Below are 15,759 nucleotides of genomic sequence, written 5' to 3'. Positions count from 1 at the left end.
TTCAGTGCATTGTCTTTCAAGTGCAATGCGTGGTGCTATCTTCAGCTTGCACTCCAGACCTCTATACCGGTCTTCGTGCCGAGCCATCGCTGGCCATCCGCGGGAACCTAATCCGTAGCTTGTTGGGTAGATTTTCATGAGTCAAAAGAGATGGGGTATCCGTGGGGTAGCGTTTGGCTCTCTCGTCGTCGGCCTGCTGTTAGTAGGGGGCGCCATTGCCGTTTGGTCCCTGAGCTCTGTCGAGCATGTTGCCGCGGGAGCGGAACGAACAACGCTCGTAATCGATACGGACTTTGACAAGTTCCGGCAGATTATGGTGCGTAAAAATGCGACTGGCTCGATCCTCGCCCTCTCAGGCATGACGCTTGTGGATGAGCAACTCGAAGATCTGCGGCTGGACGCAAGCCAAGATCGCCGACCGCTGCTGAATGCTATTCTTGGGAAATCGGCGACAGATCTTTCTGCAGTCAAGCAGATTAAGGTGAAATTGGATGATCCTGAGCTCGACGCCGATATCTTGGTTTTACAGCAGCAGGTCGATATCCGTGCCGATTCGATGTCTGCTGTCACGCAGGCCAAGCGTCCAGCGGGCAAGTTGGAGGCTTACGAGACAAGCCTGCTGGCAACTCGCGACGGCAACCATACGAAAGTCGAGCTCGCGTTGAAAATGAAGGTTCGCGTTCAAGTTCCGAAGGTGTTCGTTGCCCGTGCCGATGAAAAGGTGCGACAGGCGGCGCGCGAGGCGATTCTAGGGCAAGCTCAAGCCCTCGAGGCGTTTATCTCCGAGCACCAGGGTGAGCGGTTGGTTCTTCCGGAACTGAAGTAGGAGGGGCAGGCGAATAACCTGCCCGGGGCCGTTCAGGAATGCCTGAAGGAGAGCAGGGCAGGGGGGGCTCGCTAAAGTGAGCGTTTGCCGCTCAGTTTGGTTGGCGTCACTCCAGCTTTGACCCGCAAGAGGGCGGTTTCAGCTGGAAATGCATCGTGACGGCAAAAAAAACGCCCAGTGCAGCGGTTGTTTTTCACTTTGGCGCACCATTCGCTTTACCTATCCATTGTGAACTACGCAAGAGGATGTTTGCTCTGCGTGCCGTTAAGATCGATTAACTCTTAGGAGAATATCATGTTGAGCTGGGCTTTGACGTTTTTGGTTGTTGCGATTATTGCAGGTGTTCTGGGATTCGGCGTCATCGCCGGGACGGCGGCGAGTATCGCCAAGGTGCTGTTTTTCGTGTTCTTAGTGCTGTTTGTGGTAGGGCTGCTCATGGGCCGTCGAGGACCGGCTGTTTAGATTTCGGTCGAATGCCGCTCCCGCCCCCTCGTCGGAAACTCGATTTCCGACACCTCCGCAGGAATCGCGTGACGCGGCTTCCTGCGTTAGCCGTGTAGGGGTAGCGGGAGGGGACGCTGTGTCCGGTACAATGCTCTTTGCTTCACCATGAAAGAGAGTCCGGCAGTCGCTGGGAAACCGTCTTGCCTTTGGCCTGCCAGCTCCGCTGGCAACTCGGGGGAGTTGAGCGGCTGGCAGCAAATCGTGCCAGAGTCCTGCGGCTTCCCAGTCGAAGCCAATTGCTGACAAGGCGTGTTGGCGTTGGTGGCCTCAACAATCAACGAATCGCCACCATTTATAGGCTGTCGGAGTGTCGTCGCGTCCCTTTTCGGATTTTGGCACGAAGCAGCAAAAACCGATTGGGGATTGTCACCTCCGAAGCCAACCCACGAAGTCTCTTGTAGCCGCTCCAGGCTTAACGTGGACGTACTTCATAATTGGTCCGTCGGCCGACCGAGACCCGCTGGCGTGCCAAGGTCGGTGTCCGACCTGTCTCGACAGATTTCGGTAGTCATTAGATCTCAGCGAGCGGGACGAGACGACGCAGGGTAATTGTCTCCAGATTCAATTCTATTAGCAGGCGAGTGAGCTTGTGGATGCCTTTAGATTCTGCTCAGTTGTGGTCAACGTCTTACTGCCTTATGCGCCGCTTGCGTTGCATGGCGGATTGCAGCAGCCTGAGCACTAATTTTGCGACTTGTCCTTCTTTGCGAAAAGAACGAGAAACTTGACAGTAGAACCGGCCATCCGTGATCGTCCCTTACTGAGCGAGCGTCTCGCGGTGGCAGCCGTCGTTGTGCTTCTAGTCTTGAACGGCTTAGTGGCCTTCAATCAAATTCGGCGTTTGCGGCTGCATACGAATCGCGTCGAGCAGTCCCACGTTTTGCGGCAAAAGCTCGATTCCATCGAGTCGGCAGTCATTACGGCCGAAGCTGGGCAGCGGGGCTTCCTCATTACAGGGCAAGAATCTTACTTGGATCAATACCAAGAGACCGTTAAGACGGTCGATTCGCTCGTCTCTCAGCTGTTAGCGCTGACGGAAGCCGACCCTGCCAAAGCCGATATTGCGATTGCTATTCAGCCGCTCATCCGGATGAAGATGGAGGAGCTCGCATCCACGATCATCGTCCGACGCAATGCGGGGTTTGAAGAAGTCCGTCGACTGGTAGCTAAAAACATTGGCAAGCGCACGATGGATTCGATCTCCAAGCAGGTTGATCAGCTGCGACAGATTGAGAATCGGCTCATATCCGACCGAGAGGCGACTGCGGCGACAACCTATGGGAGTGTGCTGCTGACGAGTTTAATGTCGACCATCGTCAGCCTGATTCTAGTTGTGGCGGTGCTCTATTTGGTGCAGCGCAACAGGCAGCGCGCCGAACAGGCGGAAGCCACCATTCGACGCGAACACGAGCAGTTGCAAGCTAGCTTAGATCGCAACACGATTTTAGAGCTTGAGAATCAGCGAATGGGGCAATACGTGCGCACCATCGTCGAACAAGTGCAAGATTATGCGATCTTTGGAATGGACGACCAATGCCGAGCCATCACTTGGAACGAAGGGGTGCGGCAAGTGCTGGGTTTCGATGAGAGTGAGTTTGTTGGGAAGGATGTTCGTCAACTGATCTTTACGCCCGAAGCAAGTGAGCTCGGCATACCTACTGTTGAGTTTGCCACAGCCGCCCAAGAAGGACGGGCTAGCGACGATCGATGGATGATGCGCAAGGGGGGGACGCGATTCTGGGCATCTGGTATCACCAGCGCCGTTAAAGATGCCGACGGGAACGTCATCGGGTTCAGCAAAGTGATGCGCGACTTAACGGAACGCAAACGCGACGAAGACGAGATGGCGGAGCTGGCCACGAAACTCTCAGAGATGAACCGTCGCAAGAATGAATTCTTAGCGACCCTAGCGCACGAGCTTCGCAATCCGCTCGCCCCCATTAAGAATGCCGTTCAACTAATGTCCATGTCAGAATCCCGTCCCGAAAACATGGAACTGCATGACACGATAGCTCGGCAGGTGGAACAGATGATCCGCTTGATCGACGATCTGTTGGACGTCTCAAGAATTGGGCACGGGAAGTTGACCCTCCACAAGGATACGATCAATTTGCGGGCTGTTATCGCATCTGCGATCGAAGCTTCCAGCACTTTCATCACGGAGAAGGATCAGCGGCTTGAGACGACACTGTGTGACAGCGAGGTGCTCGTATATGCCGATCCAGCTCGGCTAACTCAAGTCGTTTCCAATTTGTTGAACAATTCCTCGCGTTACAGCGATTCCAACGCCAACATTTCACTGACGCTGTCCATCGATTGCAGTCAATCCTCCGAGGGGGTTGCGTGCATTGTCGTTGAGGATGACGGGGTAGGGCTGTCCTCCGATCGGTTGGAAGACATCTTCCACATGTTCTCCCAGGTACCCGATTCCCAGGGGCGTGGCGATGCGGGGCTGGGGATTGGGCTGACCCTGGTGAAAGCGTTGGTCGAATTGCATGGTGGGACGGTTGCTGCACACAGCGATGGTGTTGGCCGGGGGAGTCGGTTTACCGTAAGCATCCCGCTAGCTCCGAAGAACGCGGTTGCAGCGTCTGCCGAAGCTGCCTCAAGATCCCCGGTCGATGCTAGACCGTTTCGCGTGTTGGTCGTTGAGGATATGCGAGCACTACGCATGGTCATGTCGCGGTTGTTGGAACGGATGGGACACGAGGTTCGCGTGTCTGAGGATGGTTTGAGCGCGCTTGAGACTCTGACCGAGTTTGATGCGGAAGTGATTTTCTCGGATATCGCAATGCCTGGGATGACCGGGAACGATCTAGCTCGCAAGCTGCGTGAGCACCCTGATTGGAAGGGCACTTACTTGGTGGCGATGAGTGGCTATGGGCAGCTCTCGGACCAAGCCCAATCTCGGGAGTCCGGTTTCGACGAACACATGGTGAAGCCGGTCGATATCGTCAAACTTCGAGAGTTGTTTGAGAAGCTCACACAAGCATTTCCCTCCACTTCGTAGATCAAAAGGCGTGTCCCACAGTGGCAAGGACCGAGAATCATGCGTGGTTCCATTTCACCGAACTTAGCTGATTTCTAGATCCGAATTCGTTAAAATGACTGGTCGCAATACAAGATCCCCGGAAGCCAATGAAATGTCTGCAATTGACCTGAGCAAAAGATTTCCCGCTGCACTCGAGAGACTGGGCAATGACACTGAGTTGTTACGCACCATGGCTAGTATTGTCGCAGAGGATGGCCCCGTCCTTCACGAACAACTCGCTGCCGATGTGAAGCGTGATGATCTGCCTGCGGTTATAGCGACGGCCCACCAGCTCAAGGGATTGTTGGCGACGTTCGAAACCGAGTCCCCCACATCGATGCTCGACGAGATGGAACAGTTCGCGAAACGAGGAGATGCCGAGTCGGTAAAACAGTTGCACACTCGCAGCCAACCTGAAATCGTGGTTTTACTTGGGCTGATTTCGCAACTCGCCTAGGGACTTGTTGCAATCGTAACCCGCAGCCTGACGGGCTGTCGAAATAGTAACCCGCTGCGTGAGCAAGGAAAGATAGTTGCCGCTACAAGGCAGTTTGGGACGCAACCGCCACGCTAAAATTCAAATTGCTATTAAGTCAACAGCCCGCTAAGGGACGGGGTTTTGATGAACTCTGATGCGGGCCGGTTGGGTTCGAGAAAGAGATGAGCTTGAGCGCGGGACCGTTTGAGGTCTGTGGCTAATGTTTTTCCCCCAAGCTGGCTCGTAAAGCCGCCGCGCGTTCTAATCGTTTCGCCTGCAATTCTTCCTGCTCGATGTCTTGCGTGTAAAACGCCACCATGTTCACCAATTTCCGGTGATCGATCGGTTTGGATAAATAGTCGTCACAGCCCCCATCGAGGAAACGGTCGCGATCTCCCTTCATGGCATCGGCGGTCAAGGCGATGACGGGCCACTGGATGCCTGCGGACCGAAGTTCAGCGGTGGCTTGCAGGCCATCTACATTCGGCATTTGCATGTCCATCACGATCAAGTCAAACGGTTCGCCAGAGTCGCGTGCCTCGATCGCAAGGTTGATAGCCTGTCGTCCATCTTCGGCCGTGAGAACTTCCGCGCCCGCCTTCTCGAGGAAGTGTTGACTGATGTGCCTTACGTCCCGACGATCGTCCACTACCAAAACGCGACATGTTAGCGTTGGATCTTCCACGCGCTGATGGTCGTGAACCTGCTCTACCGCGAAAACGCTCGGGGGGATTAGCTGCCCACTTTTACTGGAATCGATTGGCAAGGTTACCGTAAAGGTGGAGCCTACTCCGAGTGCACTTTCCACTGCAATTGCTCCGCCCAGCATTTCAGCCAAACGGAGGCTAATGGCCAGTCCGAGGCCACTTCCGCCGTAGGAGCGGGTAATGGAGGAGTCGCCCTGCGAAAAGGGCTTAAATAACCGTTGTTGCTGTTCAGGACTGATGCCAATGCCGGTGTCGCGTATGGCGAAGGAAAGTGTGGAACTCTGGGAGGAACCCAACGTGGAGGAAGGGAGTTGGGAGCTAGAGGAAGGCAATAAGGAATGGCACTCTAAGGAGGGTTCCTCTTCGTAGTTCACCGTCAGTGTCACCGTTCCTTTCTCAGTGAACTTGATGGCATTCCCGATTAAATTGATCAGCATTTGTCGCAATCGTGTCGGATCGGTTTGAATCGTCTCAGGGACCTGTCCGTTGAATTCCGTACGGAAGTCGAGCCTTTTCTCTGTGGCGCGAACGTGCATGAGCGATTGCACCTCGGCCACCAGTTGCGGTAGCGAGACCGTTTCAAGCTCCACGTCCAGTTTGCCAGCCTCAATTCTAGACAGATCCAGGATATCGTTGATCAATTCCAAGAGATGCTTGCCATTGCGTTTGATGACCAGTACACAGTTGCGATTGTCGGGATCGGCTAGGTGTCCCAGCAGCACATCTGCGTAGCCCAAGATAGCAGCCATTGGCGTACGAATTTCGTGGCTCATGTTTGCCAGGAACTCGCTTTTGGATCGGCTCGCGGCCAGAGCGGAGCGTTCACTCTCCAGCAGTCGACGTTCTTGGCGTTTGCGGTCGGTGATGTCGGTGATCGTCCCGTCAAAGCTCGCAATGGTCCGATGTTCACGCTCTTGAGTGAAATGAGCGGCGCCTTTGGCGAGCACCCAATGCACTGAACCATCAGCGTGGACCACTCGATACTCGATGGAGTAGGGCGTAGGATTATCTGCTCGAGTTGATGCCGCAATCGCCGCTTCGACCCTGCTGCGGTCTTCCGGGTGGAGTGCGTCCACCGCTCGTTGGTAGCTGGCTTCACCAAGGGGGATACCGAAAATCTTGCAAAATTGTTCGTCAGCGATGAGCTGCCGAGTGTCAGGGTTGATATTCCAAGAGCCCATTTCGGCCGCATCGAGCGCAAGTTGGAGTCGTTCCCGCGTGGTCCGCAAATCAAGGGCAGATCGCTCGGCTTTGCGACGATTGTGTTCTAGCAGGTAAAGGACTCCCCCCACCAACAGTAGCCCAGTTAGAGTCGAGAGGATCGAGGTGGAGATACCGCTATGGTAGGAAAGGGCGGCCGCGTTTTCGCGGGTCATGAGCAGTTGGTACTCAACCTCCCGAATCGACTGAGCTTTGGCATGGATGCGGTCCATGGTTCGCTTCCCGGTGGCTGAGGCAACGGTTTGCTGGGCCGCTGCAAGCCCCTCGTGCTCTCGCACCTCCAGAACATGCTGCAGCTCCGCAAGCCGTTCTTCCACCAAGCCTCGCAGCTCCGGGACTGCGGCCCGTTGAGTGGCATTGTCTTGGATCAAGGAAGCGAACGAGTTTAAAGAAGCGCGAACGCGCCGTACCGCATCATCGAACGGCTCCAGGTATGCCTCATCCCCAGTGATTAAGAAGCCGCGCTGCCCGCTCTCGGCGTCCATCACGGCTGCTTCCACTAGCCGGAGTCCTGCCAGGACATGATTGGAATGACTGACTCTCAATCGCGTCTGCTGGAGTTCCCGGAAATTGCGCAGCGCTACGACACCGCTAATCACCAAAACAATGATGACTGCGGCCATCGCTAATGGCTCGATAATACTACGGCGAATCGCTCGACGGTGGTCAGGTTCTAGCAGTGTGTTCACGCAGTTTGCCGCTCCTCAATGCCTTCTATCGACAATGCTCAGATTCCAGCCTTCGGTGCCGCGACACTGTGTGGCACATCCTGTGCCGCTCGCCTTGTAGGGCCGCACTTTAGCTCGGAAGCGGGCCCGGCGGCTCGCATCTCCTGTCTGAGGAGCAGCCTGGGGCATTCTCGCCGTACAGCTTAGCTACGGTTGGGAGCCAAACGACCAGTGCGGTCGCTGTCCGACCCGTCGCGGGGTTGATTCTGCGGAGAACGCCGCATCTCGCAGCCTCAGTATGACGTGTGGATGCTGTGGCACAACGTTTGCTTATCGAGAATTATCAACACGCATCAGCAGGCGAGAAACTGCTGCTGCTTCAGAACTTGATTCCCTTTTATTAAGGAAACCACAATGAGCCTCGAAACTAAAACCGACCTGAACGAAACGACTGTTAATAAGTTGCAGAAGTTGATTCAAGCCAATATCGACTCCTACAACGGCTTCCACGAATCGGCAGAAGAGATCGACGATGCGACTCTGAAAACCTTGTTCAAGGACATCGGTGATCAACGATCGGCCATGGCCAGCAAGTTGCAAGAGTATGTGGAACTCAATGGCGAAGAGGCTGAGGACGATGGTAGCGTTGCAGCCAAGACCCATCGTATTTGGATCAATATTCGCAGCAAGATTAACGGTGGCGATCCCTACGTGATTTTAATCGAGGCCGAACGCGGCGAGGATCATATCAAGGCGGCCTACGAGGATGTTTTGAAGGAAACGGCCGGCAGTGCCATGAATGATCTTCTCACCGAGCAATATCGAGGGGTTAAGGCAGGGCATGATCGCATTCGCGATCTCCGGGACTCCTATAAGAACCGGTAAAGTCAAAGTTCTGCGATGGGGAGTGTCGCCGAGAGCCGGTCGGTTCGGGTTGCGATACTTCCGACGGTTTTTTCAGCGGGAGGTTCTTTCCTTGCCCCGTGCAGGTTGTAGCCTTCCGATCTCGCGCAGAGGCCACTTGATGCGTTTACCATTCGAGCGGCCGACTGGCGTTATCGCATTTCCAAACATGCTGCTAGAGTTTCCCCCCAATCACTCCGTAGCGGCAACCTACTTTCTTGGGCTGCGCGATGGTTACTGAATCAGTACCCTGCGGCGGCAGGATAGGGGACGGTTGTTCGATCATCCTTATTTTCAGAACCGAACCTTGAATGGGCTCCCCAAAATCTGACATGGCGACGATTTCGATGGTCGCCCGCTTGCTTGCCGCCATACTGACCGTCGCCGCGTTGTTTTTTGCCCGTGACGTGTTCATTCCACTGGCGCTGGGGTTGTTGCTGTCTTTCCTATTGAGTCCGATTGTCAATCGGCTGCAGAGGCACGGAATTCCGAACGTTATGGCTGTGGCAACGACCGCCGCACTAGCCTTCGTACTGCTCGCGGTTGGCTTTACCCTGCTCGGACGCGAACTGACAACGCTCCTCGGTGATCTTCCGAGGCATAAGGGGGAGTTGGTTGCGAAAGCGCGCAGCGTTTCAGGCATGACTTCGGGCATGGGAGGCTCACTGGACGAGCTGGCCACCGAAGTCAGCGAGGCGATGGATCCCGAAAGTGAAGGTACCATCCAAGAGGAGGCCGAGCGAACAGTTCTCCAACGCTGGACCAATCAAATCTTTCCAGCTCCCAAGACCAGCAAGGAGGAGTTGCCTCACGATGGCACCTCCGTGAAGGCGCCACTCTACGTGCAAGAGGTGCAGGGGGATATTCCGCTCGTCTCCTGGGCGTCTACGGCGGGAACGGTCCTGGGGCCTCTCGCAACGGCAGGTTTAGTGAGTGTCTTTGCCCTGTTCATGCTCGTGCATCGCGAGGACCTGCGCGATCGTATCATTGCGGTGATTAGCCAGGGAAACTACGTCACAACTACCGAGGCACTCGACGAAGCGGCCGCACGCATCAGCCGCTATCTAATTGCTCAAACGATCGTTAATGCTTCCTACGGCATCGTGTTGATCGTGGGGTTGGTGGTGATTGGAGCAACCTTGACGGAGGGTGGCGGCTTCCCCAATGTCATCTTGTGGGGCGTGTTGGCCACTTGCCTGAGATTCGTGCCCTACGTTGGCCCGACGGTGGCGGCTATCTTCCCTCTGGGGATCGCGCTTTCGGTCTTTCCTGGCTATACGGTCTTTCTTGCCGTGTTGGCCTTGATTGTCGTTATGGAACTGCTCAGCAACAATGTTCTTGAACCGTGGCTGTATGGAACCAGTAGTGGGATCTCAGCGGTTGCGGTGATCATGGCGGCAGTGTTTTGGGGATGGTTGTGGGGACCCGTTGGCCTACTGCTTTCCACTCCCTTAACCGTTTGCCTAGTCGTACTCGGTCGCTACGTCCCAAGCTTCAAATTCCTTGCGACCTTGCTGGGCGAAACCGTAGAGATCAAACCCTCGATTCGCTTCTACCAAAGATTGCTTGCCAATGATCTGCATCGGTCGCGGGAGATGCTGCAACTGAAGCTCAAAGATTCCAGCTTCGACGTGCTATGCGATCAAATACTGATTCCAACCCTGAAAAAAATCCGATCGGACCACGATGGGGAGTATCTGAGCGATGCTGACGCAGACCGGCTGTTTGCTTTGGTGGATAGTTTGATTGCGGAATTGAGCGAGCAAGCCACCGAGCCTGACGAAGTTGCCAACCTGCCACTGGTCGTTGGTTGTACCGCGCATCATTTTAGCGAATCGCTGGTGTTAAAGCTGCTACGGAGTAGCGGTAGCGGATGCTTTGAGCTGGATAGCATCGAAGAGTCGATGTTGCCGCAGGAGGTGGGGCAGTTCATGTTGGAGCACAATCCGGTGGCAGTGGTCCTAACCGTAGTTCCTAGAGGCGGGTTCGTGCAAGCACGCTATTTCAGCAAGTCGATTCGCACCGCGGGCTATCGCGGGCCCATCATCGTTTGCTGCTTGGGCAAGTTCAAGAACTTTGACAAGCTTTTTGTGAAATTCAGAAAAGCGGGCGCGACCAGCCTAACGACCACCTTTTCTCAGACCCGCTCTAAGATTGAATCGCTTGTTAAGCAGTCTACCCCAGCAGTGGTTCCGAGCGAACGCAACTTACCGGAGTTGTTGGAGCATTGAGATTGCCTGGTAGCAACGTCTCCATAAGAGCGGAAGAAATCCTGCCAGCAGGCAAATTCAGCAGGCAATTCGGCAGCAATGCAATCGATGCGGCCAGCGGATCGGTCGCAATGGGCCGCTCGGCACTTGTTGGAAAGCGGCCGAAATGGTGCGTTTGCTAACCCGCGACTACCCAGCGCACCGTCGCCGTAGCACTGGTGGGATTCGAAAAACAGCTAAGAAATCAATTGCGTGGCAGCGTCGTTTTACTCAGCTGATTCGTTTTGTCCTAGGGTTACATTCCGTTCGAGGCGGATATCGAACGTGGCGATTCTGTCTCGAATCTTCCCTCGCGTAATTCCCAGTATGTCCGCCGCCTTGGATTGATTTCCATCGGTAACGTCCAGAACTTTCGTGATCAACACTCGCTCTACTTGCTCAATCACCTCGTCGTATAGATTTTCGGTGTTGTCGGCCAGTCGTTGAGCAATGAATGCGGACAACGCGAAGGTGGAGTCCCCGCCACTTTTTACCGGCTCGATCGGCTGCGGTTCCTCCTCCGAACCTCCCAGCTAGGCTGTGAAGTTTTTTCACCAACGGACTCTTTTGGTATTCCAACCACGAAATTTTTTCGAATTGGCGGCTGAAAGTCTTACTTGGTCGGATTGTTGGCCAGCAAGTTAGCTCGTGTCCATCATGCTCATCTCTTCGAGTTGTGTTATTTCTCAACCAAGCGGTTGCCTTGCAACTGCTTAGCTTGCCAAGGCCCCCAGGTTTACCATGCGTGTGAAGTTAAAGGCCACGGCATGCCATAGCGCTACCGCTTTGACCTTCACCAGTCCTCGAACTTTGAATTGCCGAAGGTTCCGATTGCGGCAGTCCGCATTGGGAAATTCGGCAACCGACGGGCGCGTCTTGTAAAGCTCTTTGTATTCCTCTTTGGCCATTCTCGCGCGAAACGCTGTGTATTCGTCGCTTTCGCCAGGTTGCTGCGCGTGAGGATCTTTGCCTTTGCTTTCCAATACCGATCCACGGGGGATCGTGGAGACGACTTCGGTCCCTTTAGACTCCACGGTCTTAACATCGCCCTTGGTTGCGTAAGCGGAATCGACCAATTGCGTCTTGGGTGTCTTGTCGTAAGTTGAGCACACTTTCTCGTGCATTGGTGCCATTTGGCCACTGTCAGTTCCCGAGTTGATAACATCGACAGCGACTATTACTCGCGAGTCAGCATCGGTTGCGAACTGGACGTTGAAGGCCGGATCGAAGCCACCATTGGCCATCTTCATATTACGGGCGTCAGGGTCCGTAGTGCTCACGCGAGTCTTTTCGCCGTCACCTTTTCTCCGAGACTCGCGCTGCTTACTAAGCTCCTCAAACTGTCGCAAAGCCTCATCTAATCGCTCTTGACGCTCACGCGATGCTCGTTCGACTGCCGCTTGGCGACGTGCGTCTCCATCGGAACGATCGGATTCGTTCTCGGATTCTTTCTTCAATCTATCTACGTGAGCCTGAGCCTGCTGCTGCAATGACTCAAGCGTCGGCTTGCGGCGAAACGAACTACTGCCTGCACTAGCCCGAACGCGCATTCCGTCTTGGGCAATGGTCTCCAGGGGCACCAGACCTTGGGCGACCAACGAGGCAACCGTGTCAACGAGCGTCTTCTCCAAGAATGCTCCGTTCTCCACTCGAAAGTCGCTCAACGTGTGATAATTGACCGTGACATTTCCGAGCGTCCATAAATAGGCTATGTCCGTCTCGCATCGGCGACCAAGTTCTCGGGCTGTGCCGATGCCATCCAAGGTTGCCAGAAGCCACAGTGAAACCAGTATCTCCGGCGCAATACTATTGCGGCCAACGGTGCTCTTGGTGACAACGATCTTTTCATACAGAGGTTCTAGGTCCAACGTTTTGACAAACGACCAGACAATGCGAGCACGATGGTCGCGCGGAAGCATATCTTCAAGTGAAAGCATGTGCATTTCCACTTGAATACGATGGGGGCGGGAAACACGAGCAAGCTGCGATGGTTTTTGAGTATTCATGCTATAGTTGTAGCGCCTAAAATTAATTTGCAAACCACTTGGCTAAAAATTCACAGCCTAAGCGGGTCAATCGCGGGCGGGGAGACTTGGTCGCCTTTGCTCGATTCGGAGGCTACGGGCGATGTGACCAATTTCGACGAACGAATAAAGTCGGGTAAATTTTCCGGGCCGATTACGGTGCCGGTCGTATTGAGCAGCGACTGCCGCACCACCGATTGCAATTGGCGGATATTCCCGGGCCATTCGTACTTGCACAGCAAATCTAGAGCGGCTGGCGCAATTCCCACCATCTCGGGTCGGTTCATGTCGGCCTTGGCCCGCCTCAAAAAGTATTCTAGGAGGAGTGGGATGTCCTCGCGGCGCTCGGTCAGGTTGGGCAGGGAAATCGTGAACCCGTTGAGTCGGTAGAGTAGATCCTCGCGGAACTCCCCTTGTTCCACCATTTGCTCCAAGGGACGATTGGTCGCTGCAATGATGCGCACATTCGTGGTGATCAGCTCGGTACCCCCGACGCGCTCAAACTTCTGTTCTTGCAGTAGCCGCAAGACTTTGCCTTGAATGATTGGTGACATGTCACCAATTTCGTCGAGGAAAATCGTTCCGCCATCGCATTGCTCGAAGCGTCCGAGACGACGTTTTTCGGCTCCCGTGAACGCCCCTTTTTCATGGCCAAACAACTCGCTTTCCAGAAGGTTGTCTGGGATTGCAGCACAGTTGACAGCGATGAACGGTGCAGTACCTCGATCACCGTGCTGGACGATGGCTCTGGCCACTAGCTCTTTGCCGCAACCACTCGCACCACGGATCAGAACGGTCACGCTTTGGGAAGTCACGCGGCCGATCTGTTTGTAGATTTCGATCATCGGTTTTGAGCTGCCGATAAACCGTTCGCCCCCTGAATCGGCGTCCCCCACGGATAACGCAACCGGTTCGTCCATCAGCTGCCGCTCGCGAACGGCGCTTTGGGTCAGGTTCCGTAGTTGGTCGATATGCAGAGGCTTGGAGAGGTAATCAAAAGCGCCAGAACGCATCGCTTCGATGGCCGTTTCGCTCGATGTGTCTCCGGTGATGAAGATGATCGGCACCTTGTGATCGATCGCCTTGATCTTGCGGAACAGCTCTAAACCGTTGTGGTTTGGCAAATAGACATCGAGCAGCACGACTGATGGTCGAGTTTCTTCCAAAAGAGCTAGTCCTGCGTCGCCGTCAGCGGCCTCCACCACTTGAAGTCCGAGGTGTCCATTCAAACCCGATTTAATGAGATGCCGGCTGCTACGGTCATCATCAATAACAAGGACGGTAGTCAATTTGCGGCTTTCCGGTTGCAGTAGTTAGGGGCCGACTTTGGCCAGACCAAGTCGCTAATGGAATGCACGAATTCTACGTCAATCCAGGGAGTTTTGCAGCAGGGGCCGGCTGTCGGAAGGCAGAGCGAGCACGAAACGCGAGGGGGGAAGGTCCGTGGGACCATGCTTCCCCCGCCTACGGTCGTCCAAATTCACCTACTGGCCGGCTAAGGTTAAAGCGCGGTCGATTCTCGCTAAGACACTCGCTTGACCCAGTATCTCAAGCGATTCAAACATGCCAAAGCCAACGGGGGTTCCGGTGGTGGATAGACGCAAGGCATGGATAATTTGATTAAATTTAATCCCTTCTGATTCGACGAATTGTTTCAAGGCCGCCTCGGTGTGCGCGGCATCGAAAGACTCGAGGTTTGCCAGCACGCCTCGGAATTTCTGCAACAACTCCTGGGCTGGAGCATCATTGCGAAGTCGCTTTTCAAAGGCGGATTCGTCGTATTTCAAGCTGTCGTCGGCTGTGAAAAAGCCTTCGAAATCGAGGATGTCACCGGCCACTTTGATGCGATCGTCGGCTGCAGCGACCACTTGAATGACTCGCGGGGATGGGGCGTCGTGCGCCTCGCTGGGGACTAAGCCCGCCGCGACGAGGTAGGGCTGGCACATCGCTGCTCGGTCCGCAATGGGGAGCTTGTGCATCCAGCGGGCCTGGAAGGCGTTAAGTTTCTGAGGGTCAAAACTAGCCGGCGCTTTGGTGACGCGGCCAAGCGAAAAGTGTTCGAGCATTTGTGCTCGGGAAAAGTCTTCGGTGCTGTCGTCGAGTGACCATCCCAACAGCAGGAGGTAATTCAATAGGGAATCGGGTAGGAAACCTATGGAGCGGTAGAAATCAACGATGACGGGATTGAAGGTTTCGAGGTTGGCCTGCAGGCCCGTGCGGGTGGCAATCTGATTGCCGAGTTCACTCAGCTTCGCGAAATCTTTTTGCTTGAGATACTTTTCGAGCTTGCGTTTGCTTAGTTTCGCTGTGCCGCCTGGCTCGGCCACAAACGGCAAGTGCGCGTAGACCGGCAATTCGTACCCCAAAGATTGAGCGATGAAAATCTGTCGCGGCGTGTTGCTCAAATGCTCTACAGCTCGGACAACGTGCGTGATTTTCATGGCATAGTCGTCTACCACACTGGCCAAATGGTACAGGCAGGTTCCATCGGCGCGCTGGACGACATGGTCTTGTTCATCGGCCCAATTGAATTCGACCTGCCCCCGGACCTCATCGTGGAAACTGCATTTTCCCTCACGCGGCATTTTCAAGCGGACAACCGCTTTGCGTCCCTCGGCTTCGTAGGCAGCCGCTTGTGCGTCGGACTCGGCCATCCAAGCACGGTCATAAACGAAGGTCTTGCCACTCTTCTCGGCTGCGTCACGTTGCGTCTGCAATTCTTCTGGGTAGGCGTAGTCGCGATAGGCGAATCCGGCCTCCAGTAGTTTTTGAGCTGCAGCCTGGTGCAAGTCCATTCGCTGCGACTGAAAATAGGGACCGTAGGGGCCGATCGAATCGGTACCATCTGCGGTCGGGCCCTCATCCCAGTCCATCCCCAGCCACTGAAAGCCATCTAGAATCGGCTGGAGTGCTTCGCTCACATTGCGCTGTGAGTCGGTGTCGTCGATGCGCAGGATGAATTGTCCACCTGCCTGCCTGGCCAAAATCCAGTTGAAAAGAGCGGTGCGAACTCCGCCGATATGCAGGTAGCCGGTAGGACTGGGAGCGAAGCGTGTGCGGATGGTCATCTTGGAATGCGTTGGTTGGCGTTTTGGGGCGCGAGTGCCTACGGGTGGAAACGCAGCAGCTTAAGCGATTTTATCCACTT

11 protein-coding genes are annotated in these 15,759 nt (G+C 54.9%); 6 read left to right on the top strand and 5 right to left on the bottom strand.

Annotation, left to right across the window (positions count from 1 at the left end; genetic code table 11):
• Positions 1–136: 136 nt before the first annotated feature.
• From Q31a_RS26510 to Q31a_RS26495, 4 genes are all read left to right on the top strand, one after another.
• Positions 137–826 carry a hypothetical protein gene (locus tag Q31a_RS26510; RefSeq protein ID WP_231690951.1) on the top strand — a complete coding sequence of 230 codons (690 nt, stop codon included), beginning with the start codon at positions 137–139 and terminating at the stop codon, positions 824–826.
• A gap of 294 nt (positions 827–1,120) precedes the next feature.
• Positions 1,121–1,288, top strand: a complete 168-nt coding sequence (locus Q31a_RS26505) for a DUF1328 domain-containing protein (protein WP_145084859.1) — start codon at positions 1,121–1,123, stop codon at positions 1,286–1,288.
• Positions 1,289–2,054: 766 nt separating this feature from the next.
• On the top strand, positions 2,055–4,340 hold the full coding sequence (locus Q31a_RS26500; protein ID WP_197355780.1) for a CHASE3 domain-containing protein: 2,286 nt from the start codon (positions 2,055–2,057) through the stop codon (positions 4,338–4,340).
• A gap of 133 nt (positions 4,341–4,473) precedes the next feature.
• Positions 4,474–4,818: an Hpt domain-containing protein gene (locus Q31a_RS26495; protein WP_231690950.1), complete on the top strand. Its 345-nt coding sequence runs from the start codon at positions 4,474–4,476 to the stop codon at positions 4,816–4,818.
• 238 nt (positions 4,819–5,056) lie between these two features.
• Here Q31a_RS26495 and Q31a_RS26490 read toward each other — a convergent pair whose 3' ends face one another.
• Positions 5,057–7,456: a hybrid sensor histidine kinase/response regulator gene (locus tag Q31a_RS26490; RefSeq protein WP_231690949.1), complete on the bottom strand. Its 2,400-nt coding sequence runs from the start codon at positions 7,454–7,456 to the stop codon at positions 5,057–5,059.
• 393 nt (positions 7,457–7,849) lie between these two features.
• Between Q31a_RS26490 and Q31a_RS26485 the strand changes: the two genes are divergently transcribed.
• Entirely contained in the window at positions 7,850–8,320 is a 471-nt protein-coding gene (locus Q31a_RS26485; RefSeq protein WP_145084849.1) for a PA2169 family four-helix-bundle protein, read from the top strand.
• 329 nt (positions 8,321–8,649) lie between these two features.
• The gene (locus Q31a_RS26480; RefSeq protein ID WP_145084847.1) at positions 8,650–10,569 is read left to right on the top strand and encodes an AI-2E family transporter; all 1,920 of its coding nucleotides are present in this window, start codon (positions 8,650–8,652) and stop codon (positions 10,567–10,569) included.
• Positions 10,570–10,814: 245 nt separating this feature from the next.
• Here the strand turns inward: Q31a_RS26480 and Q31a_RS26475 are convergent, their stop codons facing one another.
• From Q31a_RS26475 to gltX, 4 genes are all read right to left on the bottom strand, one after another.
• Positions 10,815–11,051, bottom strand: coding sequence for a helix-turn-helix domain-containing protein (locus Q31a_RS26475; RefSeq protein WP_197355776.1), 237 nt, complete (start codon positions 11,049–11,051; stop codon positions 10,815–10,817).
• 249 nt (positions 11,052–11,300) lie between these two features.
• Positions 11,301–12,593, bottom strand: coding sequence for an IS1182 family transposase (locus Q31a_RS26470; protein WP_145078684.1), 1,293 nt, complete (start codon positions 12,591–12,593; stop codon positions 11,301–11,303).
• Between the two features lie 50 nt (positions 12,594–12,643).
• Positions 12,644–13,900, bottom strand: a complete 1,257-nt coding sequence (locus tag Q31a_RS26465; RefSeq protein ID WP_145084840.1) for a sigma-54-dependent transcriptional regulator — start codon at positions 13,898–13,900, stop codon at positions 12,644–12,646.
• A 195-nt stretch (positions 13,901–14,095) separates the two neighbouring features.
• Positions 14,096–15,679: a glutamate--tRNA ligase gene (gene gltX, locus Q31a_RS26460; RefSeq protein WP_145084837.1), complete on the bottom strand. Its 1,584-nt coding sequence runs from the start codon at positions 15,677–15,679 to the stop codon at positions 14,096–14,098.
• Positions 15,680–15,759: the final 80 nt, after the last annotated feature.

Origin of the sequence: Aureliella helgolandensis (assembly GCF_007752135.1) — a bacterium.
Classification (GTDB): domain Bacteria; phylum Planctomycetota; class Planctomycetia; order Pirellulales; family Pirellulaceae; genus Aureliella; species Aureliella helgolandensis.
This window is presented reverse-complemented; position numbering and strand designations above follow the sequence as displayed.